We start from the raw sequence: 21,949 nt of genomic DNA on the forward strand, positions 1-21,949 counted from the left end.
CATCTTCCATGGTGGCTCAGACAGTTTCGCCGGCCGCGTCCGGGCCGGGTTGATGGACCCGCGTGCCGAACTCCCGCTCCACCCAGCGCGGCAGCTCACGACGGCTGAGCAGCGAGCGCCAGACAGTGCCGATGGTGAACACGATCATCCCGTTGTTGGTGTTCCAATAGGTGAAGGTCCCGAACGGCAGCACCTCGGTGACCGGGATGAACGACACGTTGCCGGGCCGGTTGTCCGGCATCCCTGCGCACACATCGAGCGTGCGGCCGTCGATCGTCACCTGCACCCACGAGTGGCCCATGCGCCACCACGGATTGCTGTCCTGACGGACGCGGGTGGCGAACACCCGCTGGGCGTCGAATCCCAGCTCGCGGAGGATGTGCCACAGAGCACCGTTGTATTGATTGCAATAGCCCCGCGAGTTCCGGAACGCCAGCGCCGGCGGTTCCCAGAGGCTCAGGATCGAATAGCGCGTGAACTTCCGATGGACGAGCTCCTGCGCATAACGCACCAGATCCCAGTCCCTCAGCCCGATATCGCGGCACACCGCCACGGCATCGGCGAGCGAACGCACACCCTCGGGATGGACCGGCCGCGGCCGAGGGGTCCCCGCGACGACTGGAGCGACCGCGGCGGCAGCCAGGGCCACCGGGGCCCACCGCATGAGCTTTCTGCGTGTGAATGGCCGGCTCTTTTCAACTGTCCGGGGTGAATCCGTCATCGCTGCTCGCCCTCCTTGGGTGTCCGGGGACGCAACCTGCCGCGCAGCCTGTCCCGCCATTTCGATTGATACGGCTCATGGCGCGCGAGTTCTCGGTGCAGATCGAGCATCAGCTCGGTGCTGCGGCTCCAGGCGAACTGCTCGGCCCGCGCCCGAGCCGCCCGGCGCGTCTCGGGTCGGGGGCGTGCCGCCAGGCGCTCGACGGCATCGGCGAGGTGCACCGCGTCCGGTCGGCCCCATTCGCCGCAGGTCTCATCCACCAATTCCCGGGCGCCACCTCGGTCGGCGGTCACCACGGGGGTGCCACTGGCAAGCGCCTCGAGCACCGCCAGCCCGAAGGTCTCGGCCGGACAGACGCTGAGGGACGCGTCCGCTGCGGCGTACGCCTTCGCGACCTCCTCGCGCCCCGACAGATAGCCGTGGAAAATCACTGGCGCATCGCCCGCGATCTCGACCAGCTCGTCGCGGTGCGGGCCGTCCCCATAGACGTCCAGGCGCATCGGCACTCCCCGCCGATGGACCTCGACCGCCGCCTCGACCGCCAGGTGCGGGCTCTTCTCCCGGGACAGCCGCCCGACATAGCAGAGCTTGAGGACGCCGTCGTCGACCGGTGACCCGAGGTCGGGCCGGAAGGTCGCCAGATCGACGCCGAGCGGCACCATTGCGAGCCGGGCGCGGGTGTCGAGGAACTCGTCCGCCGCGTACTGCGACGTCACCACCACCCGATCAAATGACTGCGCCAGCCGCCGATTGAGCGCGCCGACCGCGGTCTCCACGCCGAACGCGCGGCGCAGCCACAGCGCGAGCATGTCGTCGAGTCGTTCATGGCTGAAGAGGATCGATCCGACGTTGCGCCGCCTGGCCCATCCGGCGACCGGGGACAGCGTCCACTTGTCCGACACCTCGACGGTGGTCGGCCGGAAGCGATCGAGCGCGATGAGGGCGCGCCAGGGTTGGGCGATCATGCGGTACGCAGAGTTGGGCAGGTGCGGACTCGCGACCGTGACGACGATTCCGGCGTCGGTTTCGACCGTGGCATCATGCTCGCCCGGCACCACCAGGATTCGCTCATGCCCCGCATCGACATAGCCCTCTCCGAGCCGTTCGATCGCCTGCCGCATCCCGCCGGACACGGGCCCGACGAAGTTGGCCAACTGGGCGATGCGCAGGCGGTCCGTCACATCGCCCAGCCTAGTCAGCCGATCAGATCGACCAATTCCGCCTCGGCCGCATCAATGCGGGCAAGGATGCGGTCCAGGATCGTCAGGCGGTCGAACTGCAGCGCATAGGTCCGCGCCCGCACCTCCCAGGCCGTCCGCTCCTCGGTGCTGAGATCGCAGACCGCATGGTCGAGATGCGCCCGGAGCTGATCGACGTCACCGGGCTCGTGGATGAGCGCGCAGTGGCCGACCGCCTCCCCGATGCCCCCGGTCAGGGTGGTGATCACCGGGCCGCCACCCGCCAGCATCTTCTCGGCCAGCGCGATCCCGAAGGTCTCGACGAACTCCTCCAGCGGCTTGCTCGGCAGGGAATAGGCCGCGGCGCCCGCCATCAGGAACGGCTTCTCGGCATCGTCGACGTCATCGAGAAAGGTGATCCGGTCGGCGGCCGAGGAGGCCGCGGCGAGCGCCCGGAGGTCGTTCTCGGCCGGGCCTCGGCCGGCGATGACGAGGCGGACTCGGTCCTTGGCGCGAGAGCCTGCGAACGCCTCGATCAGGTCATCCACGCCCTTCGCCGGGCTGAGCCGCGACAGGAAAAGGATGTAGCCATCCCGCACCAGGCCCCGCGCCGCGAGCCGCTCCTCGATCTCGACCGGATCGAGGTTGACATAGGCGGCGGTGTCGATCGCCGGATAGGAGATCCCGACCCGCTCGATGCACCGCTCGGCAAAGTTGGTTCCGTGCAGTCGGTCCACCTCTGTGGCTGCGTCGACGATGATCTCCTTGGTGTACTCCGACACCGCAAGGCAGTGGTCCGAGGACAGATAGGTCGTGAGCAGGTGCGCAGCCGCCCCGAAGCGGTCCTGCGCGACACAGTTGCGGACCACGTTCGTGACGTCGGAGCCCACAGCCTCGGCGACGGTGGTCACGTTGACCGGCAGACCGGTCTGGCGAGCGACGTGCAGCGCATCGTTGACCGCGATCGTGTGCGGGCTCAGATAGAGCGAGAGCGCCACGGTCTCGACGCCGTCGGTGAACAGCTCGATGAGGCGTCCGGTGATGCCGCACAGATAGCGCCCGTCCGGGAGCTTGTAGTCGCCCACCGGGTCCGGCCGCTCCACCGTGATGCCGGCGCTATAGGGCAGCATCGTGTCCAGCGGCTTGAGCGGGAGCCCAGTGGCCTGGAGACGGTCGATCGGCCACGTGACAATGCGCACGTCCGTGAAGCCGCGGGCCATGGCGGCCTCGGCCAGGTTGCGGGCCTCAACCGAGTGTCCGCAGATGACGGGATCTGCACGGACAACGATGACGAGTCGGCGATCGGGTCGAGACATGGTGCACCTCCAAGGTGGGTTGAGTCGGCTCGGTCGGCTTCGAGTGAGGCCAAGGGATTGGTCGGCTTCAGGATGGAGCCAAGTGGGGTCGGACGGAAGCAAGATTCGCTGAGAATTCGCTGGGGCATTCTGGTTCGGACTTCTGTGGTGGCCACCGCTGGCCCAGCGAGGTCCGGGACATCAAAGGCCAGTCAGGTGACCGATTGGGAAACGGTGGGCGTCAGGTGGGAAACGAAGGCGGCCGCTGCCGGGTGGCCCAGTCGGTGGGCCGGTCCGCGAGCTGCACCACCAGATGGCCGCCGCGCCGGAACTCGTCCCCGCTGAGCCACGCCCGGTCGATCGGGTGGCCGTCGAGGGTCGCCCCGGCGACGAACTGTGGGGGTGCGTCCGACGCGGGCGCCCGATAGCCGATCGTGTCGATCGTGAGGTCGCGCTCCCCCGTCGACATACGGCCGTGCTCGTGGGCCGGAGCATTCAGCAAGTACACGTCCTGCCCGATCACGGGGAACAGCCCGAGGGCGGCCCAGACGTACCAGGAACTGAGACCCCCCGAGTCGTCGTTCCCCGGCAGCCCACCCCGCGTCGCGCGGAACTGGTTGGTGACGACTCCGTGCACGATCTCGGCAGTGCGGTCGGGGCGGCCGGCATAGGTGTACGCCCAGGGTGCATCCATGTCCGGCTCATTGTTCATGCCTTGGAAGCGACCGAGCTCATAGCCACGCAGCAGTTCGTCGGCGTCGGGGGCCACACCGGGCTGGAGCTCCGGCTCGGCACCGAACCCGAAGAAGTCGTCAAGCAGGTCGACGAAGGGTTCGTCGCCGCCGGCCAGCTCGATGCGGCCCGCCATGTCGTGGAGGATCCGGAACGAATAGTTCCAACGCGTGCCCTCATAGAAGGTGGACGCACGGAGCAGGCGCCCGTCGGCGTCGAAGGCGTTGCGCCAGCCGGCGGCGCGTTTCGCGAGCGATTCGGCGAGCGCCCTGTCTCCGAGGTGGGTCGCGATCTGCGCGGTGCACCAGTGACCGAACGCCAGATCGAGGGTGTGGGTGATGGGCTCGGCCCGGCCGAAGCGCAGGAACTCCTCGCCATAGGTACGCCGCAGGTCCGCCGCCATCAACGTCAGCGCCAGTTCCCAGTCCACGCCCGGCAGTCCCGCCTGGCTGACCGCTGCCAGGAACGTGTGCGCGAGGGCGCTGCCCTGTCGGGAAAAGCGGTCGGCCCCGCGGGCCATCCGATAGCCGATCGGGAAGTTCCCCTCTTCCTCGCAGATCGTGATCAGCGAACTGGCGAGATCGGCCGCCTTCTTCGGCGCGATGTGGATGAGCAAGGGCAGCTGGGTCCGATAGATGTCCCACATCGTGCAGATGTCGAACGCGAACGGTCCCGGGTTGGGCCACCACGGGGACTCCGAGCGCGTGATCGCGGGCTTGATGAGGCTGTGATAGACCGCCGTGTCGAACACCGTCTGGCGCTCGGCGGTCGGCGCCTCCACGTGGACCTTGCCCAGGTGCTCGGCCCAGGCCTGTTCCGTGTCCGCTTTGCGCACCTCGAAAGCCTCCGGCTTGCGCGGCACGTCCCGTTCCAGGTTGGTGCGGGCCTGGTCTATTCCCCGCAGAGAGAATCCGATGCGCAGTTCGATGCTGCGCCCGGCCTCGGCCGGACCGGTCCACATCAGCCCGAACGGCCGCATCGTGGTCGGGCGGATGGCATCGAAATCGAGCCGCGAGCCGCCGGGCATGCGGCGATGGTCATACCAGAGCTGCGCTTTCCAGTCGTCGTCCGGGCACTCCAGGTGCACCGCGAGCGGCACGCCCTCGACCACGATCTGGCCGGCCGCGACCGCGTGATCGAGGATCGCCAGATTGGACCGCAGAGGGTGCGTGCGGCTGAACGGGATCGTCAGCCCGCCGTGGGAGAAATCGACCACGATGCGGGCGTTGGTGTGGCGCGGGAACGTATAGCGATGGACAGCGCTCGACGGTCCCACCGTCAGCTCGCAGTGGATTCCGTTGTCCAGTGTCGCGGCGTAGTACCCCGGCGATGCCCGCTCATCGCGCAACTCCCAGGCCCGACCCAACGACTCGAGCTGCTCGAGCATGGGGGTAACGCGGAAATAGTTGTAGTACTTCCGGATCGCTCCCGTCCCCGACTGTTGGAAGTGAGTGAACCCCGATGCCAACTGGACCGGATGGATCTCCGCCGGCACGCCTTCAGTCGCGAGATCGAACCGGCCGTACCCCGTCGGATAGGCCCCCGAATAGGCGCATGCCGAGACCAGCCCGAGCGGGAACGTCGCACCCGGGTGGGTGTTGCCGATCTGGGGTTTCGGGCTCCACCACGTGGCGGCAATGCCGGTCGTGGGATGCAGATCGGTCGGTTCGCAGCCGATGAAGGGATCGACTGCGCTCAGGGCGCGGCTCGTCATGCGAGCGTCCGGTGATTCCCGAGGCGAAACATGCGAGGAAACATAGGGAGGTTTTGTTTCAGCCGCGAGACCTGCGGATCACAAGACCATAACGTGGACCGGCTGATGGACTGGGTCGTGTCCCGGTTGGTCCGCCACTCTGCAGCACCACCGCAACTTAGTGACGCGCATGCACGCAGCGAAGTGGCAGTGAGGATGCAGAGTGCACGCCCATGTTGCGAGGTGCCCTCAGATCGGGCCCCTCATGGCAGCAAAGGACCCCGACAGCCTTTCGGCTGCCGGGGTCCCGTTGCACATAACGAGAAGAGGATCAGGCGTCCTTCTTCTCCTCATCGGCCGCGAGCTCTTCGTTCGTGGGCTCGGCGGTGTCCTCGGCCTGGGTTGCCTCGGTCTGAGCGGCGAGCTCCTCGTTCGTCGGCTCGGCGGTGTCTTCGGCGGTTTCGGTCTCCTCGACCGTTGCCTCCTCGACCTTCGTCTCCTCGACCTTCGGCGCGTCCGCCTTCTTGGCGGACGGCTTCTTGGTGACGGCCTCGGTCACGACCTCGATGACAGCCATGGGGGCGTTGTCGCCCTTGCGGTTGCCGACCTTGGTGATGCGGGTGTAGCCACCCTCGCGGTCGGCCACGGCCGGCGCGATCTCCGTGAACAGGATGTGGAGCACACCCTTGTCCCGAATGTGGGTGGCCGCCAGGCGACGTGCATGCAGGTCGCCGCGCTTGGCCTTGGTGATCAGCTTCTCCGCCAGCGGCCGCACGCGCTTGGCACGGGTCTCGGTGGTGGTGATCCGGCCGTGCTCGAACAGCTGGCTGGCCAGGTTGTCCAGGATGATCCGCTCGTGGGCGGGGCTGCCACCCAGCCGCGGGCCCTTGGTTGGCTTCGGCATTTCTATCTCCAGAATTCTTGTGTTCCGCCCCTCCCCTTCGCACGTCGGGAGGGTGAGGGGCGGAGCCCCTCCAGGGCGGGGCCCGCGGGCCCCGAATGTGTCAGTACTGCTCGTCCTCGACGTATTCCCGATCGCCGTCGTCCTCGGGCTCATAGGTGCCGATGCCGCTCAGCGGGTCGAACCCAGGCGACGAGTCCTTCAGCGACAGACCCATCTCGTGCAGCTTCAGCTTGACCTCGTCGATCGACTTGGAGCCGAAGTTGCGGATGTCCAGGAGGTCCTGCTCGGACCGGGACACCAGCTCGGAGACGGTGTGAATGCCCTCACGCTTCAGGCAGTTGTAGGAACGAACCGTCAGGTTCAGATCCTCCACCGGCAAGGCCAGATCCTGGGCCAGCTGCTCGTCCATCGGTGACGGGCCGATCTCGATGCCTTCGGCGTCGAGGTTGAGCTCACGGGCGAGGCCGAAGAGCTCGACGAGGGTGCGGCCTGCGGACGCGACGGCATCCCGGGGACGCATGGCCTGTTTGGTCTCGACATCGACCACGAGGCGGTCGAAGTCGGTACGCTGCTCGACTCGGGTCGCCTCGACCTTGTAGGTCACCTTCAGCACCGGGGAATAGATCGAGTCGACCGGGATGCGGCCGATCTCGTTCTCACCGGACTTGTTCTGGGTGGCCGACACATAGCCACGGCCCCGCTCGACGACGAGCTCCATCTCGAGCTTGCCGTTGTCGTTGAGGGTCGCGATGTGCAGATCGGGGTTGTAGACCTCGACACCAGTGGGCGGAGCGATGTCGGCGGCGGTGACCTCACCGGCGCCGGCCTTCCGCAGGTACATCACCACGGGCTCGTCCTCCTCGGAGGAGACGACGAGTTCCTTGAGGTTGAGGATGATCTCGGTGACGTCCTCGACGACGCCCTCAATGGTCGAGAACTCGTGGAGAGTGCCGTCGATCTTGATGCTGGTGACCGCCGCGCCCGGAATGGACGACAGCAGCGTGCGCCGCAGGGAGTTGCCGAGGGTGTACCCGAAGCCAGGCTCGAGGGGCTCGATGACGAACCGCGAACGGTAGTCGTCGAGGACCTCTTCGCTGAGCACGGGGCGCTGGGCAATGAGCATGTTCGTTCCTTCCCCCGCCAACCGCTATTTGATGACGGGATTCACAAGGTCGGCACGGGCGGGTGCCCGCGCCAGTGACAGTGAGCCGCACCGTCCCCGCGCACAGCGGGACCGGACACGATCCCCCGGCCGGTCGGGCGCAGTCCGGGCGTACGCCCAGCACAACCCGACCGACCAGAAGGGCTCACTTCGAGTAGAGCTCGACGATCAGCTGTTCCTGGACGTCGATGGTGATCTGCTCACGAGTCGGCAGCGAGTGGATGAAGATGCGCATCTGGTTGGGACGCGCCTCCATCCAGCCCGGCACCTCGCGCTCACCGTGGGTCTCGCGAGCCACGACGAGGGGATGGAGGTTCAGCGACTTCTCCTTGACATCGACGATGTCGTGCGGGCTCACCCGATAGGAGGGGATGTTGACCTTCTGCCCGTTGACCAGGAAGTGGCCGTGGACGACGAGCTGGCGGGCCTGACGACGGGTCGAGGCGAAGCCGGCGCGATAGATCACGTTATCGAGGCGGGTCTCGAGGATCTGGAGAAGCACCTCACCGGTCTTGCCGGGGAGACGGTGCGCCTCGGTGTAGTAGCGGCGGAACTGCTTCTCGAGGACGCCATAGGCGAACCGAGCCTTCTGCTTCTCGCGGAGCTGCAGAGCGTACTCGGAGTCCTTGGTGCGGCCACGGCCATGCATGCCGGGCGGATAGGGACGGCGCTCGAAAGCCTTGTCGTTGCCGACGAGATCAGTGCCGAGACGGCGGGACTTCTTGGTCAGAGGACCGGTGTAGCGAGCCATTGTTCAGTCTCCTCTCGATCAGACGCGACGACGCTTGGGCGGACGGCAGCCGTTGTGCGGCACGGGGGTGACATCGGAGATGGCACCGACCTCGAGGCCGATGGCGCCGAGCGAGCGGATCGCGGTCTCACGGCCGGAGCCGGGGCCCTTGACGAACACGTCGATCTTCTTCATGCCGTGCTCCATGGCGCGGCGGCCGGCGGCCTCCGCAGCCATCTGGGCGGCGTAGGGCGTCGACTTGCGGGAACCCTTGAACCCGACGGTGCCGGCGGAAGCCCAGGAGATGACCTGACCCTGCGGGTCGGTGATCGAGATGATCGTGTTGTTGAAAGTTGACTTGATGTGGGCCTGTCCGGCCACCACATTCTTCTTTTCCTTGCGGCGCACCTTCTTGGCGCCGCCGCGGCCTGCTGTAGCCATATGCATTTACTCCCTGGAGCCCTTGGTCACTTCTTCTTCTTGCCGGCGACGGCCTTGCGCTTGCCCTTGCGGGAGCGGGCGTTCGTCCGGGTGCGCTGCCCGTGCACGGGCAGACCGGCGCGGTGGCGACGGCCCTGATAGGAGCCGATCTCGATCTTGCGGCGGATGTCGGCAGCGATCTCACGACGGAGGTCACCCTCGGTCTGATAGTTCGCTTCGATGTGGTCACGCAGCGCGACGAGCTGCTCGTCGGTCAGGTCGCGGACGCGGGTATCGCCACTGATCCCCGTGGCTTCCAGGGTCTCCAGGGCGCGGGTGCGTCCCACGCCGAAGATGTAGGTGAGTGCGACCTCGAGGCGCTTCTCGCGCGGCAGGTCGACACCAATGAGGCGGGCCATGCGGCTCTCCTTGTCGAGTTCCGGTGGACGTGGTCGGGTTCCAATCGACGGGTACGCCACCGCGGAGGTCTGTGCGCAAGGCATCTGCGTTCTCAGGCCGGCCGCAGTCCCGAGGGGCGGGAAATCCGGCGTACTCACAACACAGCCCCGGCCTCCGACCGGGGGTAGGCGAAGATCCGATGATCTCCGCTGGCAACACCGGAGGATCCTAGGATCCACGGGAGTTTCGTCCCGGGTGTCTGGCCTTACGTTGGTGTGTTCAGTTGTGGTGGTGTGTCAAGTGGTGCCTGCGAGGCCCCACCCAAGACAGGCCGGGGAGAGTCCTCAGCCCTGGCGCTGCTTGTGGCGCGGGTTGTCGCAGATCACCATCACGCGACCGTGCCGGCGGATGACCTTGCACTTGTCGCAGATCGGCTTGACGCTCGGCTGAACCTTCATCGAGCTTCTTTCTGATTCGAGGCGCGCCGGAGCACCGGCATGCCTGTGATGGACGATCTGACGGCGATCACTTATGCCGATAGACGATGCGTCCGCGGTTCAGGTCGTAAGCAGAGATCTCCACGACCACGCGGTCGCTCGGAAGGATGCGGATGTAGTGCTGCCGCATCTTGCCACTGATCTGGGCGAGCACCTTGTGGCCGTTGGCAAGCTCGACGCGGAACATCGCGTTCGGCAGCGCCTCGACGACAGTGCCCTCCATCTCGAGAAAGCCCTCTTTTTTCGACATGTACTCTCAATCTGTCCGGGGTTTTGAGTCCGGCATCATTCGATGAACTGCGGAAACGGTCGACCGGCATGGGTGACCGACGTGCAATACTACGCCGCTGGCGCGAATGGGCCAAATCCGGTATTGACGCGCTCACGCAGCGGTCGCGAGGCCCCCCTCGGACCTGCGCTGCAGGCGCTCCCGATAGAGGTTGAGCGAGTCGCGCAGCGCGCGAAGCACATATGGCGGGAACGCCATCCCGTCCCGGTTCGCCCACAACACCTTGGCCTCGAACCGGCCGACATCCTTGGCGAAGCCCTCCAGATCCTCGTTGAACCCGAGGATCTCCATCACTCCGCCCATATCCGCCGTGTAGTGCTTCTTGCCGTTCGTCCCCACCAAGCCATAGGAGAACGAGCGGATCTGCCGCGCCAACCACAGCTGCCACGGCTTGAGGCGACCGTTCTCGATCATTTCCCGCGCCGACATCTGATAGAACGCGAAGTGGCCCGGCTCCTGCTGCTTGATGGGACCGATGATCGTGTGGGCGACCGCGTCCTCCCCCAGTTCGGCCATGGCCCGGTTCAACGTGTTGTACGCCAGCACTGCCTGGCGTTCCGTGCTCGCACCGGTCAAGTAATAGAGCAGCCGGGTGACCTCACCGATCTGCGGGATATGGGAGAGCGCGCCGAGGATCTTCATCGAGGTTTGCACCTCGAGCATGGGCTCGGCGGGGTCGAGGCCAATGTCCCGTCCGAGCTGATCGATGATCAGGCCGTGCTGGATCTCCTGGGGCTGCCAGACGTCCTCATAGAACATCCGGTCAACCTCGTGAGGCTGCGGCAGGAGGACAAGGAGTTCCAGGACGTTGCGATCGACTTCGAGCTCGACACGAGCCAAATATTCGATCACATGACCGAACCGTTCGCGCAGTTGGTCAGGATTCTTCACCGTGCGGTCAACGGTTGCCAGGGCAATCGGAGGATGCTGCTCGCCGAGTCGTTCGACGTGGTCCTTGATTTTCTGTTCGGTGATGATGTCCTTGGCCACGTCCCTATTCTAAGCCAGATTGTTAAGGGCTTGACGAACTCAAGATGAACCTTCTCCCGCATCTGCGCTTGTCACACAGCGGGCGGCCAGTCGGAGCGCCCTGTCACACAGCGGGCGGCCAGTCGGAGCACCCTGTCACGGCAGCGGGCGACCTTGTCACAGCAGCTGACGGCCTTGCCACAGCAACCGGGCGACTTTGTCACAGCAATAGAATGAGCAGCAGGACCACAGCGAGCACCACGAGCGCGCTGATCCCACCGATCAGCATGAGCTGCGTCTGCGCGCCAGGCTTACGCGCCTCGGCAAGTTCACCCGGGCGCCCGGGGGTCTGCTCCACGATGGCCGGGACGTTGTAGGTGGCGGGCTTGCCCAGCACCTCCACCGGCCGGACCAAGTCGCCCAGCGTCCTGGCTGCGAACACTTCGTCCAATAGTTCTGAATAGGTCGTCTGGTCGATCTCGCCCTTCTCGAACGCCTCGTTCAGCTGAGCGCTCAAACGGCTCCGCTCGGCCTCCGTGACAGGTTCGTTCGGCTGGCTGCGGTATTTCGACGAGATCGGCAGGTCCACGTCTTCACTCTACGTTGCCCGCCTTGCCGGCCCCGCCCCCGGGCGTCGGCGCAGCGCCACCTTCCCCGACCCCGTCGGCCGGAGCCGTTCACAGGTTGGCACGCCAACGGTTCGCATGGTTTGGCACGCCAGCCGGAGCCGTTCGCATGGTTTGGCACGCCAGCCGGAGCCGGCGCGCGGCCCGGTGCCCCGATCCGAGCACCGATCGGGCGCGTCACCGTGAGATGTACCCACCAGCGTCGCACCATCCCCGCATTCACGATGGACCTCCTGCTACGGGTACATCTCAGGGGCTGGGCCGACCGGAGCGAGCGGGCCTTGGGCCCGACCCGAACAACCGGACCCGAACAACCGGACCCAAGGGACCCCGAACAACCAAACCCCGAACAAGTGGACTCGGAACCGGGCGGCCCTTTGGGTCCACACGCTGGCAGACCCACACACTGAAACTGCTCAGGGCTGCGGAACGAGGGGCCGCAGGTGCAGGCCCGCCCGAATGACCGCGAGCAGGCGGGCCTCGACCAAGTTCCATCCGTGCATCACCTGGTCATAGGTGACGCGGATGACCCGGTATCCCAGCGCCATCAGCATCTGGTCCCGGATCCGGTCGCGCTCATACGCTTGCGGATCCTGATGATGCTCGCGGCTGTCGACCTCGAGCACCAGGGACATCCCGATAAGGAAGTCGACTCGGCCCACCCCAGCGATCTCGACCTGGGGCTGCACCTTGATGTTCCTGGCTCGCAGCCGGAGCCGGACATAGGACTCCGTTCCCGACTCCGCACGGTCCAGGTGCGCCATGAGCCGATCCACTCTGGGCCCGCACTCCCCCAGAACTTGCCGGAGTTCCGCTTCGGAGATCAGCTCGCGATGTATGGCCGACTCCGCTATCGCGAGGAAATCGTTCGGCGCCAGGCAGGAGGCCGCCTGGATGAAGGCTTCGGGCATGCGAAGGACCGCAAGGTCTGACGCGATGCGGCTTCTGGGCGAAGGACATTCGACCTTCACTCCTTGGCGGCCGCGCTGTGAGCGATAGATGTGCACTTTGTTGTCATGGATCCGCCATGCTCCCCGGAAAGCCAGGGCAGACGCACACCCGAGGACTCCGCCCCTGCGGACAGCATCGATCACATCGGGCTTGGCCCACCTCATGGCCAGCCACCCCGGTCGGAGCCTCGTGAGCCACCCGTCGGCCACTGCCCGACGGATCTCCTCGGCCTCCACACCGGATCGCCGGAGCGCACTGGTCCGCATCACTCCCCCGGGTCGGAGTTCTTCGGGCACTCGGTTCTCTATGGGTACTTTCATCCCAAAGACATGCGCGATTTCGTCGTCCGCGGCCCATCCGCGCGGTCCATTTGTGGAAAAGCCATCCGGCCAGGGACGACCTGTGGATAACCGGTACGCAGGCGGGCCGCATCGGACGGGTTCAGGCGCCCGTGCACGCTTGCCCTGAGCTTGTCGGCGCGCTCCGGTCGTGTCGGTGCACTCCGGTCGTGTCGGTGCACTCCGGGCGTGTCGGTGCACTCCGGTCGTGTCGGCGCGCTCCGGTCGTGTCGGTGCGCTCCGGTCGTGTCGGCGCATTCCGGGCGTGTCGCCCTGAGATGTACCCACCAGCGTTGCACCATCCCCGGATTCGGGATGGGTACGCTCCCACGGGTACATCTCAGGGGTTGGACCGAATCAACCGCCCAGATCAGGGCAGCCGGATCAGGGGACGTGGCCAACCTGGCCAGATCAGGGGACGTGGCCAACCTGGCCAGATCAGGTGAGCCAGACCAACCAAACCCAGACCAACCCAGCTCAACCGAGCCGGGATCAACCGCCCAGATCAGCCGGGTCGGATGGGGCTCGGCCACCTGCCCGACGGCGGTCGCCGGCAGCACAAAGGCCCGGCCCGGAAGTCCGGACCGGGCCTGACTCGTGCGGTCAGCCGACGCCGAGGAGTGCGTGGGCGCGCTCGCCGTCGGAGCGGAACTCGTGGGTGGTGCTCTCGTGAACGATCTCGCCTTTTTGCATGACCATGACCCGGTCGGCGACGTCGAACGCGAGCCTGAGATCCTGCTCGACGATCAGGACGGCGAGACCGGTCTGGGCAAGGGTAGTGAGGACGTCACCCACTTGGGCGACCACCGCCGGAGCGAGGCCGTCGGAGGGCTCGTCGAGGATGAGCAGTTTCGGGTTTCCGACCAGGGCGCGGCCGATGGCGAGCATCTGCTGCTCACCACCCGACAGCTGAGAACCCAGATTGGTCCGACGTTCACCAAGGCGGGGCATGAGCTCGACGACCTTGTCCACGGTCCATTCCCCGCGCTTGCGGACAGCGATCTCGAGATTCTCCATCACTGTCAACGGGGCGAACACCCGCCGGCCCTGGGGGACGATCCCGACACCCGCCCGGGCGAGCTGGTTGGGTGGGCGTCGGGCAAGATCGACGCCGTTGATCAGCACCTGCCCCGACGTCGGCCGGACCAGGCCCATGATGGATTCCATGAGGGTGGTCTTGCCGACACCGTTGCGGCCCAGCACCGCTACGGCCTCGCCGGTGTCCACGCTCAGGCTGACTTCGTTGAGGACCCGGGAGCCTTCATAGCCGGCGACCAAGTCCTTGACCTCAAGCAACATCGTTGTCTCCCGTGAAGAACAGCGGCTCGGCACCTTCGGACTCACCGAGATAGGCGACCTTGACGGCCTCGTCCTCGCGCACCTCGGCCGGCGTACCGTGCGCAATCAACCGTCCCGCCGCCAGCACGCTCACCGACTGGGCCAACCGGAACACCAGATCGAGATCGTGCTCGACGATCAGCACGGTCATCTCCGCCGGCAGGCTCTCGATGAGATCCATGAACCGGTGGGTCTCGGCGGCCGACATACCCGCGGCGGGCTCGTCGAACAACACCATGGTCGGCTCGCACGCCAGCACCAGCCCGACCTCGAGCTGGCGCCGTTCACCATGTGAAAGGTTCCCGCACAGCTCGTGCGCCCGGTCGGCCAGGCCGACGGACTCGAGGTGTTCCATGGTCTTGTTGCGGATCTTGCGGTCGCTGCCCGGCAACGGGAAGAACCGCCAGGGTGTGCCGTGCACGCCCTCCACCGCCAACGCCACGTTGTCCAGGACGGACATCCCCAGGAACAGACTGGAGTGCTGGAACGTGCGGACCAGACCGGCCCGGGCCCGGGAGGACTCGTTGTGGTCGGTCACGTCCTCGCCGGCGAAGCGGATCCGGCCGGCGGTCGCCCGCTGCGCGCCGCCGATCACGGAGAACAGCGTGGATTTGCCCGCACCGTTCGGACCGATCAGCGCGTGCCGGGCCCCTCGCTGGACCTCGAAAGTGACCTCGTCGACGGCCTTCAGTGAGCCATAGTGCAGGCTCACCCCTTCGAGGCTGAGGATGGGGTCGCCGCTGGTACGCGGACTCGCTGCCCCACTCGCCCGTTCGTCGGTCCGGTTCGTTTCGGGAACGGCATGACTCATCTCAAACCCCCTCTCCGGCGACCGGGTTGCCCTCGGCGCGCGCCTTGTTGGTCCGGCGGGCCAGCCCGGCCACGCCACGAGGCAGCAGGAACACCGCGAGGACGAACACGATGCCCAGGATCGTGCCGCCACGCCCGCCGGCCATGGTGCCGACATAGTCGCGGATCAGGATCACGATCGCGGCCGCGATGATCGGGCCCCACAGGGTGCCCGCGCCACCGAGCACGACGGCGAGCAACGCGATCGCGGCCAGGGCGAACGCCATGTCGCCCGGGGACACGAACCGCGCCTGCGCGGTCCAAGCGGTGCCGGCCATGCCGGCGAGCGACCCGGCGAACGTATAGGCCACCAGCTTCACCAGATAGGTCCGCCGCCCGATCGCCCGCATCCGGCCCTCGCCGTCGCGGATGCCGCGCATGGAGCGGCCCATGGGCGACTTCACCAGGATGTACGCCAGCGCCACCCCGAAGACGAACACCGCAAGCACCCAGAAATACACCAGGCCCGCCAACCGCAACGGCTCCCCGCCCGGCAGAATCGCGATCGAGGGAATGCCCGACAGACCGTTCGATCCGCCCAGCAGTGCCATTGTCTCGGCCTGTTTGTGTGCGAGTTCCGCGATCGCCAGTGTCACCATCAGGAACACGAATCCCTTGGTTCGCACCGCGACCGCTCCGGTCACCAAGGCCAAGAACGCAGCCACCAGGGTTCCCGCGACCAGCTGCACGATTGCGCTGTTGGTCACGTGGATGCCGACCAGGCCGGCCGTGTACGCTCCCGCGCCGAAATACGCGACTGCACCAAGGGTGGGCAGACCCGTATATCCGGTCAGCAGGTCCACGCTCACCACCAGCAGCGCGAACGCCAGGATGCGCGACATGAGCTGGACCGGATAGGGCGCCATCCAGAACGGGACCGAGGCCAGCACGGCCACGCCAAGCACCGCGAGCAGCGCCCCCACCCACCAGGGCAGCTTCCGCTTCGGCCGCGGCGTGTTCACCGCACCGTCGTTCGTCGTCTTCTCATCCACTGCAGTCGACATCAGTGCCCCCCTGCGCCGGCGTGCTTCACCGGCAGCAACCCGGCCGGCTTGATCAACAACACGAGCGCCATCACGGCGAACATCAGGAACGAGGCATAGCCCGACAGCAACGTCACACCGACGGTCTGGACCTGCCCGACCAGCAAAGCACCGACAGCGGCACCCTTGAACGACCCGAGGCCGCCGATGACGACGATGACGAGGGCGTACAAAAGGATCAGGTTGTCATTGCCCGGCTGGGCGGTGAGCATCGGGGCGGCGATCAGGCCACCAACAGCGGCCAGCGCCGCCCCTCCGCCGAAGACCGCCGCCAACACCAGCCGCGTCCGCACCCCGATCGCCTCGACCATCGCGCGATCCGCCACGGTCGCCCGCACGATCGCACCGATCTTGGTCTTCTCGAGGACCAACCACAACGCAACACCGATCACCAACCCCACCAGGATCATCACCAGGCGATAGGTCGGCAATGGCGCGCCCAAGAACTCCACGGTCCCAGCGAGCGCCGGCGGTGCCGGGACGGACTTCACATCCGCCCCGAAGATCATGATCAGCACATCGGCCACGATCATCGACACACCCAGCGTCAGCATCGCCTGTCGCAGGTGGTCAGTGATCGAGGAGGTGAGCACCGCAAGCAGCACACCGGCCAACAGGCCGATCATCGCCGCGATCAACACCGCAGCGAATGACAGTGCGCTCGAGGCTCCCCCACCGAGCACGGCAACACCCACATAGGCACCGATCAAGGCGATCGAGCCGTGGGCCAGGTTCAGCACGTCCATGGTGCCGAACACCAAGGACAAGCCGATGGCCACGATGAACAGGACCGCGCCGAGCGCGAGTCCGTTCACCATGGTCCCGGCATTGGCGGCAAGCCACTCCATCGGTCGATCAGCCCGCCGTCAACTCGGTCACGACAGCGTTCACACGCTTGCCGTCGACTTCCTGGACCTCACGCAGCCAGTAGGGCTGATCCGGGTCATGGCTCTCGTTGAAGCGCCACGTGCCACGCGGGGAATCGATGTCGCCGACGTTCTTCAGCGCAGCCGCGATCGACTTGCCGTCCACACCGTCAGCGGACTCGAGCGCCTTGTCCAGCACCGCGGCCGCGTCATAGGTCTGCACGGAATAGACGGTCGGCGCCATGTTCCACTTGGCCGTGTAGTTCTCCACGAACTCCTTGTTGCGCGGGCTGTCGATCTGATCCGAATAGTGCAGCACGGTCTTCACACCGTCCGCCGCCTCGCCCTGGGCATCCAACACCGAACCCTCGGTGAGGAAGCCGGAGCCATAGAGCTGGATGTCCTCATTGCCCAGGAACTGCTTGAACTGCTGCACGAACGCCACAGCCTCAGCACCGGCATAGAACACATAGACGCCCTTGGCGCCGGAGGTGCGCACCTGGTTCAGATAGGGCTGATAGTCGGTGGTCTGCCCGAACGGCGTGAACACCTCGCCCGCGATGGTGCCGCCGGCCGCCTCGAACGACTTCTTGAACCCGGCGGTGGCTTCCTTGCCTGCGGCATAGTCAGGAGCCATGAGGAAGACGCTGCCGTCCCCGAGCTCTTCCTTGGCCTTCGGGCCAAGCGCCTCCGCCACGCCACCGTTGGTGAAGCTGGTGCGCCAGATGTAGTCGGACGGGGTTTCCGTCAGGGTGTCAGCACCAGCATTGGTGACGATGAGCGGCACCTCGGACTCGTTGAAGGTCCGCTGCAGGCCGGCGGCCGTCGCGGAGTTCACGATGCCGACGACCGCCCCGACCTGGTCCTGCGTGATCAGCCGCTCGGTGGCAGGCACACCGGTCTGGGGGCCGGCGCCCTCGTCGACCTCAACCAACTGGACTTCCTTGCCACCCAGCTTGTTGTCGTGCTGCTCCAGATAGAGCTTGAAACCCTGCTCCATGTCCTTGCCCAAAGCGGCATAGACGCCGGACTTGGGCACCGAGACACCGATCTTGACCGGGCCGTCAGCCCCGCCACCGCCCTCGCCGCCGCCACCGGCGCCAAGGGAACCACCGCCACAGGCCGACAGCACCAGGGCGCCGACCATTGCAGGGATCACCGCCGCCTTGCGCAGCGAAGAACCGAATGAAAATGACATGTCTGCCCTTTCCCCATTGAAAGCAATGAACCATCGTGCCTCGTGCGGGACACGAGCACGGTCAATGCCAGACTGCTATCGAGTGTGTCGACAAGGGTGCCAGGGTACGTGGGTGGGCGTATCAGACAGTTTCCCAGTCATGACCAGGGTGTGGCCAAGGCATTGCACCAACAGCCCGAGGTTGTTATGGAACTGGGACCGTGTTGCGGCGTGGCGCGATTTGATCCTGGAATCCCAGTCTTTTGATCGCGACGGTACGCCGTCGGCGGTCCCGCCTCGACGGGGGGATCAGTCGCCGAGCGGGCCGAAGGGGACGCCGAGACGGCCCAGCATCTCTTCTCCCCCGTCGGGCGCAGTGAGGATCCAGAGGCCTTCGGAGGTGACTGCGACCGTGTGTTCCCAATGCGCGGCGGCGCTGCCGTCCCTGGTGACGACGGTCCAGTCGTCATCGAGCGTCGCATTGGTCGGGTCACCGAGGGTGACCATGGGTTCGATCGCCAGCGCCATCCCGACGGCAATCTTGGGGCTGCGGCCCGAGTGGCGATAGTTGGGGACATCGGGCACTTGGTGCATGGCGGAGCCGATGCCGTGACCGACGAACTCCGTGACGATGCCGTAGTCGTGGTCCTGCTCGCTGATCCAGTCGTCGATGGCCGCGCCGATGTCACGGACGCGACCCCCGCGGCGTACCGCTGCGATTCCGCGCCACAGCGACTGCTCGGTCACCCGGCTCAGCTCGGCCAGTTCCGGGGTCGGATCCCCGACGAAACAGGTGCGGGCGGCATCTCCGTGCCAGCCGTCGACGATCGCTCCACAATCAATGGAGATGAGGTCGCCTTCGGTCAGGACCCGGTCGCCCGGAATCCCGTGCACGATCTCGTCGTTGACGGAGATGCAGACGACCCCGGGAAAGCCCGGCATGGACGGCCCGGCGCCATAGTTCAGGAACGATGGAATGGCCCCGGCGCCGGCGATGACGTCCGCGGCGACGTCGTTGAGCTCCTTGGTGGTCATCCCGGGACTGACCGCGGCGATGGTCTGCGTCAACGCCCGTTCGACCACCAGCCCCGCTCGCCGCATGGCGAGGAACTGGCTCGGGCTCTTCAGTTCGATGCCGCGGCCACCCCGAATGCTCATGCAGCGCTGCTCAGCGACCGAGCTTGGCGTCCAGCGCCGCGAAAATGCGCTCGCCGACCTCGTCGATCTCCCCGAGACCGTCGACCCCGACCAGAATGCCGCGATCCGCATAGACCTTCAGCAGGTCGGCGGTCTGCTCGACGTAGACCTCCTGGCGCTTGCGGATGGTCTCCTCGTTGTCGTCGGCGCGGCCCTCGATCTCAGCGCGCTTGAGCAGACGGCTGACGAGTTCGTCCTGGTCGGCCTCGAGGGAGACGACGGCGTCGAGCCGGGTGCCACCCTCGGCAAGCATCTGGTCGAGCGCATCCACTTGGCCCGCCGTGCGCGGATAGCCGTCGAGCAGAAATCCCTGGGCCGTGTCCGCTTCACCGAGACGCTCGGCGACGATCTGGTTGGTGATCTCGTCGGACACATAGCCGCCCGAGAGCATGATGTTCTTGACCTGCAGCGCCAGCTCGGAGGCGGTCGCCTCGTCCGCCTTGGCGATGCCGCGGAAGATGTCGCCCGTCGAGATCGCCGGAATGCCGTAGTGGTCCGCGATCCCCTTCGCCTGCGTGCCCTTGCCGGCTCCCGGCGGGCCCATGATCAACAGCCTCATTGCGTTTCCTTCCCTGGCCTGCTCGTGCGCGAACGCGGGTGCGTCAGCGGAGGAAGCCCTCGTACTTGCGTTGCTGGAGTCTCGATTCGATCTGTCTCACCGTATCGAGGCCGACACCGACGATGATGAGGAGGGAGGTGCCGCCGAAGGGGAAGTTCTGGTTCGCCTGCACGAGGATGAACGCGATCGACGGCAGAAGCGAGATCAGGCCCAGATAGAACGAGCCGGGGAAGGTGAGCCGGGACAGCACGAAGCTGAGGTACTTCTCGGTCGGCTTGCCGGCCCTGATGCCCGGGATGAAGCCGCCGTACTTCTTCATGTTGTCCGCAACCTCTTCGGGGTTGAAGGTGATCGCGACATAGAAGTAGGTGAAGAACACGATCATCACGAACATGGTGATCATGTAGACGGGATGGGCCCCGGTCACGAAGTTGGTCTGGATCCACGTCGAGATCTCGCTCTCGGGCCGGAACTGGGCATACAGCGACGGCAGATAGATCATCGACGACGCGAAGATCACGGGGATGACGCCGGCCTGGTTGACCTTGAGAGGGATATAGGTGGTGGAACCGCCGTACATCCGTCGACCGATCATGCGCTTCGCGTACTGCACGGGGATGCGCCGCTGACCGAGCTCGATGAAGATCACACCGGCCATCACGACCAAGCCGACCGCCAGCACCAGGAGGAACGGGACCCAGCCCTGCGTCATGCGGATGCTCCACATGGCCGTCGGGAAGGTGGCGGCGATCTGCACGAAGATCAGCAGGGACATGCCGTTGCCGACGCCACGCTCGGTGATGAGCTCGCCGAGCCACATCACGACCGCCGTGCCCGCGGTCATCGTGAGGACCATCAGCACGATCGGGAAAATGTCGGTGGAATGAACGATCTGGCCGCAGCCGGGGAACAGCATCCCGTTGACCGCCATCGTCACGAACGCCGTCGAGTTCAGGACAGCGAGGACGAGGGTGAGATAACGCGTGTACTGCGTGATCGTCTGCTGGCCGGCGGCGCCTTCCTTCTTCAGTGCTTCGAGCCGGGGCACGACGACCGTCAGCAACTGCAGGATGATCGACGCGGTGATGTAGGGCATGATCCCGAGCGCGAAGATTGCCAGCTGCAGCAGCGCGCCACCGGAGAACAGGTTGACCAGCGAATAGAGGCCCGCGCTATCACCCTGTTCGGCCTGGGTGCGGCAGATGTCGACCTGAGCGACGTCCACGTTCGGCACCGGGATGATCGAGCCGATGCGGAAGATGACGATGATGCCCAAGGTGAAGAGCATCTTCTTCCGAAGATCCGGCGTTTTGAACGCGTTCGCGAAGGCGGAAAGCACCGAGCTCTCTCCCAGGGTCAGAAAAATCAGAGGCATGCCGAGGCAGTCGCCACAAGGCAACCCCGGCAGCGTACCAAGCGGATCGGACGAAACCGAACCGTTCCGCAGTTGCGCCGCGCCGTCTGCTGAGCGACCTCGGAGTCCGAAAACGCAGCAGGGCGACCCCGCGACCGGGACCGCCCTGCTGATGCCGTACGCGCGGGAACTCAGCCCCGTGCGTACCGCGTGCGGATCACAGCTCGGTGACCGAGCCGCCCGCCTTCTCGATCTTCTCCTTGGCGCTGGCGGAGAATTTGTCGGCGGACACCTGGACCGCGACGGTGATCTCGCCATTGCCGAGGACCTTGACCGGATGCCCCGCGCGGACCGCGCCCTTGGCGACGAGGTCGTCGACCCCGATGGTTCCGCCTTCGGGGAACATCTCCGCGAGGCGGGCCAGGTTCACGACCTGGTATTCCACCCGGAACGGGTTCTTGAAACCACGAAGCTTCGGCACACGCATGTGCATCGGCATCTGGCCGCCCTCGAATGCCTCGGGGACGTTCTTGCGCGCGCCCGTGCCCTTGGTGCCACGGCCGGCGGTCTTGCCGCCCTTGCCGCCTTCACCGCGACCCACGCGGGTCTTGGCGGTCTTGGCACCGGGAGCGGGGCGAAGGTCATGCACCTTCAACGCCATG

23 protein-coding genes are annotated in these 21,949 nt (G+C 66.1%); all 23 read right to left on the reverse strand.

Going from position 1 to position 21,949, the window contains the following annotated elements:
- Nucleotides 1–16: 16 nt before the first annotated feature.
- Complete coding sequence (locus ACQ260_RS12650; RefSeq protein ID WP_432559815.1) at nucleotides 17–664, reverse strand: arylamine N-acetyltransferase; 648 nt, start codon at nucleotides 662–664, stop codon at nucleotides 17–19.
- A gap of 53 nt (nucleotides 665–717) precedes the next feature.
- Nucleotides 718–1,902, reverse strand: a complete 1,185-nt coding sequence (locus ACQ260_RS12655) for a glycosyltransferase (RefSeq protein WP_432559816.1) — start codon at nucleotides 1,900–1,902, stop codon at nucleotides 718–720.
- 14 nt (nucleotides 1,903–1,916) lie between these two features.
- Nucleotides 1,917–3,215, reverse strand: a complete 1,299-nt coding sequence (locus ACQ260_RS12660; protein ID WP_432559817.1) for a glycosyltransferase family 4 protein — start codon at nucleotides 3,213–3,215, stop codon at nucleotides 1,917–1,919.
- A 220-nt stretch (nucleotides 3,216–3,435) separates the two neighbouring features.
- A complete protein-coding gene (locus ACQ260_RS12665) occupies nucleotides 3,436–5,640 on the reverse strand; it encodes a glycoside hydrolase domain-containing protein (RefSeq protein WP_432559818.1) in 2,205 nt (734 codons plus the stop codon).
- Nucleotides 5,641–5,950: 310 nt separating this feature from the next.
- Complete coding sequence (gene rplQ, locus ACQ260_RS12670; protein WP_432559819.1) at nucleotides 5,951–6,523, reverse strand: 50S ribosomal protein L17; 573 nt, start codon at nucleotides 6,521–6,523, stop codon at nucleotides 5,951–5,953.
- A gap of 100 nt (nucleotides 6,524–6,623) precedes the next feature.
- Nucleotides 6,624–7,646 carry a DNA-directed RNA polymerase subunit alpha gene (locus ACQ260_RS12675; protein ID WP_432559820.1) on the reverse strand — a complete coding sequence of 341 codons (1,023 nt, stop codon included), beginning with the start codon at nucleotides 7,644–7,646 and terminating at the stop codon, nucleotides 6,624–6,626.
- Between the two features lie 184 nt (nucleotides 7,647–7,830).
- Complete coding sequence (gene rpsD / locus ACQ260_RS12680) at nucleotides 7,831–8,436, reverse strand: 30S ribosomal protein S4 (protein WP_432559821.1); 606 nt, start codon at nucleotides 8,434–8,436, stop codon at nucleotides 7,831–7,833.
- An 18-nt stretch (nucleotides 8,437–8,454) separates the two neighbouring features.
- Nucleotides 8,455–8,856, reverse strand: coding sequence for a 30S ribosomal protein S11 (gene rpsK / locus ACQ260_RS12685; RefSeq protein ID WP_432559822.1), 402 nt, complete (start codon nucleotides 8,854–8,856; stop codon nucleotides 8,455–8,457).
- A 26-nt stretch (nucleotides 8,857–8,882) separates the two neighbouring features.
- Nucleotides 8,883–9,254 (reverse strand): 30S ribosomal protein S13, encoded by a 372-nt coding sequence (gene rpsM, locus ACQ260_RS12690; protein ID WP_432559823.1) that lies wholly within the window; start codon nucleotides 9,252–9,254, stop codon nucleotides 8,883–8,885.
- Between the two features lie 324 nt (nucleotides 9,255–9,578).
- Nucleotides 9,579–9,692 (reverse strand): 50S ribosomal protein L36, encoded by a 114-nt coding sequence (gene rpmJ / locus ACQ260_RS12695; protein ID WP_039345470.1) that lies wholly within the window; start codon nucleotides 9,690–9,692, stop codon nucleotides 9,579–9,581.
- Nucleotides 9,693–9,759: 67 nt separating this feature from the next.
- Entirely contained in the window at nucleotides 9,760–9,981 is a 222-nt protein-coding gene (gene infA, locus ACQ260_RS12700; RefSeq protein ID WP_094359779.1) for a translation initiation factor IF-1, read from the reverse strand.
- Nucleotides 9,982–10,113: 132 nt separating this feature from the next.
- Nucleotides 10,114–11,010 carry a GTP-binding protein LepA gene (locus ACQ260_RS12705; RefSeq protein ID WP_432559824.1) on the reverse strand — a complete coding sequence of 299 codons (897 nt, stop codon included), beginning with the start codon at nucleotides 11,008–11,010 and terminating at the stop codon, nucleotides 10,114–10,116.
- A 199-nt stretch (nucleotides 11,011–11,209) separates the two neighbouring features.
- Nucleotides 11,210–11,578: a DUF1707 SHOCT-like domain-containing protein gene (locus ACQ260_RS12710; protein WP_432559825.1), complete on the reverse strand. Its 369-nt coding sequence runs from the start codon at nucleotides 11,576–11,578 to the stop codon at nucleotides 11,210–11,212.
- Nucleotides 11,579–12,031: 453 nt separating this feature from the next.
- Nucleotides 12,032–12,526 carry an endonuclease domain-containing protein gene (locus ACQ260_RS12715; RefSeq protein WP_432559826.1) on the reverse strand — a complete coding sequence of 165 codons (495 nt, stop codon included), beginning with the start codon at nucleotides 12,524–12,526 and terminating at the stop codon, nucleotides 12,032–12,034.
- 981 nt (nucleotides 12,527–13,507) lie between these two features.
- Entirely contained in the window at nucleotides 13,508–14,203 is a 696-nt protein-coding gene (locus ACQ260_RS12720; RefSeq protein WP_432559827.1) for an ABC transporter ATP-binding protein, read from the reverse strand.
- Nucleotides 14,193–15,053, reverse strand: coding sequence for an ABC transporter ATP-binding protein (locus ACQ260_RS12725; RefSeq protein WP_432559828.1), 861 nt, complete (start codon nucleotides 15,051–15,053; stop codon nucleotides 14,193–14,195). The genes ACQ260_RS12720 and ACQ260_RS12725 overlap by 11 nt, the downstream gene beginning before the upstream one ends.
- Nucleotide 15,054: 1 nt before the next feature.
- Entirely contained in the window at nucleotides 15,055–16,095 is a 1,041-nt protein-coding gene (locus tag ACQ260_RS12730) for a branched-chain amino acid ABC transporter permease (RefSeq protein ID WP_432559829.1), read from the reverse strand.
- Nucleotides 16,095–16,982 (reverse strand): branched-chain amino acid ABC transporter permease, encoded by an 888-nt coding sequence (locus ACQ260_RS12735; protein ID WP_432559830.1) that lies wholly within the window; start codon nucleotides 16,980–16,982, stop codon nucleotides 16,095–16,097. The genes ACQ260_RS12730 and ACQ260_RS12735 overlap by 1 nt, the downstream gene beginning before the upstream one ends.
- Before the next feature lie 7 nt (nucleotides 16,983–16,989).
- Nucleotides 16,990–18,198 carry an ABC transporter substrate-binding protein gene (locus ACQ260_RS12740; protein ID WP_432559831.1) on the reverse strand — a complete coding sequence of 403 codons (1,209 nt, stop codon included), beginning with the start codon at nucleotides 18,196–18,198 and terminating at the stop codon, nucleotides 16,990–16,992.
- Nucleotides 18,199–18,486: 288 nt separating this feature from the next.
- Complete coding sequence (map, locus tag ACQ260_RS12745) at nucleotides 18,487–19,329, reverse strand: type I methionyl aminopeptidase (protein WP_432559941.1); 843 nt, start codon at nucleotides 19,327–19,329, stop codon at nucleotides 18,487–18,489.
- Between the two features lie 16 nt (nucleotides 19,330–19,345).
- Nucleotides 19,346–19,933 (reverse strand): adenylate kinase, encoded by a 588-nt coding sequence (locus ACQ260_RS12750; RefSeq protein ID WP_432559832.1) that lies wholly within the window; start codon nucleotides 19,931–19,933, stop codon nucleotides 19,346–19,348.
- 43 nt (nucleotides 19,934–19,976) lie between these two features.
- Nucleotides 19,977–21,272 (reverse strand): preprotein translocase subunit SecY, encoded by a 1,296-nt coding sequence (gene secY / locus ACQ260_RS12755; RefSeq protein ID WP_432559833.1) that lies wholly within the window; start codon nucleotides 21,270–21,272, stop codon nucleotides 19,977–19,979.
- Nucleotides 21,273–21,504: 232 nt separating this feature from the next.
- On the reverse strand, nucleotides 21,505–21,948 hold the full coding sequence (rplO, locus tag ACQ260_RS12760) for a 50S ribosomal protein L15 (protein WP_432559834.1): 444 nt from the start codon (nucleotides 21,946–21,948) through the stop codon (nucleotides 21,505–21,507).
- Between the last annotated feature and the right edge of the window lies 1 nt (nucleotide 21,949).

It is taken from the genome of Ammonicoccus luteus (assembly GCF_050880385.1).
Classification (GTDB): Bacteria; Actinomycetota; Actinomycetes; order Propionibacteriales; family Propionibacteriaceae; genus Enemella.

What these genes read in the sequence shown, in the direction of transcription:
- rpmJ (WP_039345470.1), bottom strand. Translation starts at nt 9,692, where the DNA reads ATGAAGGTTCAGCCGAGCGTCAAGCCGATCTGCGACAAGTGCAAGGTC.
- ACQ260_RS12660 (WP_432559817.1), bottom strand. Translation starts at nt 3,215, where the DNA reads ATGTCTCGACCCGATCGCCGACTCGTCATCGTTGTCCGTGCAGATCCC.
- infA (WP_094359779.1), bottom strand. Translation starts at nt 9,981, where the DNA reads ATGTCGAAAAAAGAGGGCTTTCTCGAGATGGAGGGCACTGTCGTCGAG.
- rplQ (WP_432559819.1), bottom strand. Translation starts at nt 6,523, where the DNA reads ATGCCGAAGCCAACCAAGGGCCCGCGGCTGGGTGGCAGCCCCGCCCAC.
- ACQ260_RS12730 (WP_432559829.1), bottom strand. Translation starts at nt 16,095, where the DNA reads ATGTCGACTGCAGTGGATGAGAAGACGACGAACGACGGTGCGGTGAAC.
- ACQ260_RS12725 (WP_432559828.1), bottom strand. Translation starts at nt 15,053, where the DNA reads ATGAGTCATGCCGTTCCCGAAACGAACCGGACCGACGAACGGGCGAGT.
- ACQ260_RS12715 (WP_432559826.1), bottom strand. Translation starts at nt 12,526, where the DNA reads ATGCCCGAAGCCTTCATCCAGGCGGCCTCCTGCCTGGCGCCGAACGAT.
- ACQ260_RS12650 (WP_432559815.1), bottom strand. Translation starts at nt 664, where the DNA reads ATGCGGTGGGCCCCGGTGGCCCTGGCTGCCGCCGCGGTCGCTCCAGTC.
- ACQ260_RS12720 (WP_432559827.1), bottom strand. Translation starts at nt 14,203, where the DNA reads ATGTTGCTTGAGGTCAAGGACTTGGTCGCCGGCTATGAAGGCTCCCGG.
- rpsM (WP_432559823.1), bottom strand. Translation starts at nt 9,254, where the DNA reads ATGGCCCGCCTCATTGGTGTCGACCTGCCGCGCGAGAAGCGCCTCGAG.
- ACQ260_RS12665 (WP_432559818.1), bottom strand. Translation starts at nt 5,640, where the DNA reads ATGACGAGCCGCGCCCTGAGCGCAGTCGATCCCTTCATCGGCTGCGAA.
- ACQ260_RS12675 (WP_432559820.1), bottom strand. Translation starts at nt 7,646, where the DNA reads ATGCTCATTGCCCAGCGCCCCGTGCTCAGCGAAGAGGTCCTCGACGAC.
- ACQ260_RS12735 (WP_432559830.1), bottom strand. Translation starts at nt 16,982, where the DNA reads ATGGAGTGGCTTGCCGCCAATGCCGGGACCATGGTGAACGGACTCGCG.
- ACQ260_RS12750 (WP_432559832.1), bottom strand. Translation starts at nt 19,933, where the DNA reads ATGAGGCTGTTGATCATGGGCCCGCCGGGAGCCGGCAAGGGCACGCAG.
- ACQ260_RS12740 (WP_432559831.1), bottom strand. Translation starts at nt 18,198, where the DNA reads ATGTCATTTTCATTCGGTTCTTCGCTGCGCAAGGCGGCGGTGATCCCT.
- rpsK (WP_432559822.1), bottom strand. Translation starts at nt 8,856, where the DNA reads ATGGCTACAGCAGGCCGCGGCGGCGCCAAGAAGGTGCGCCGCAAGGAA.
- rplO (WP_432559834.1), bottom strand. Translation starts at nt 21,948, where the DNA reads ATGGCGTTGAAGGTGCATGACCTTCGCCCCGCTCCCGGTGCCAAGACC.
- rpsD (WP_432559821.1), bottom strand. Translation starts at nt 8,436, where the DNA reads ATGGCTCGCTACACCGGTCCTCTGACCAAGAAGTCCCGCCGTCTCGGC.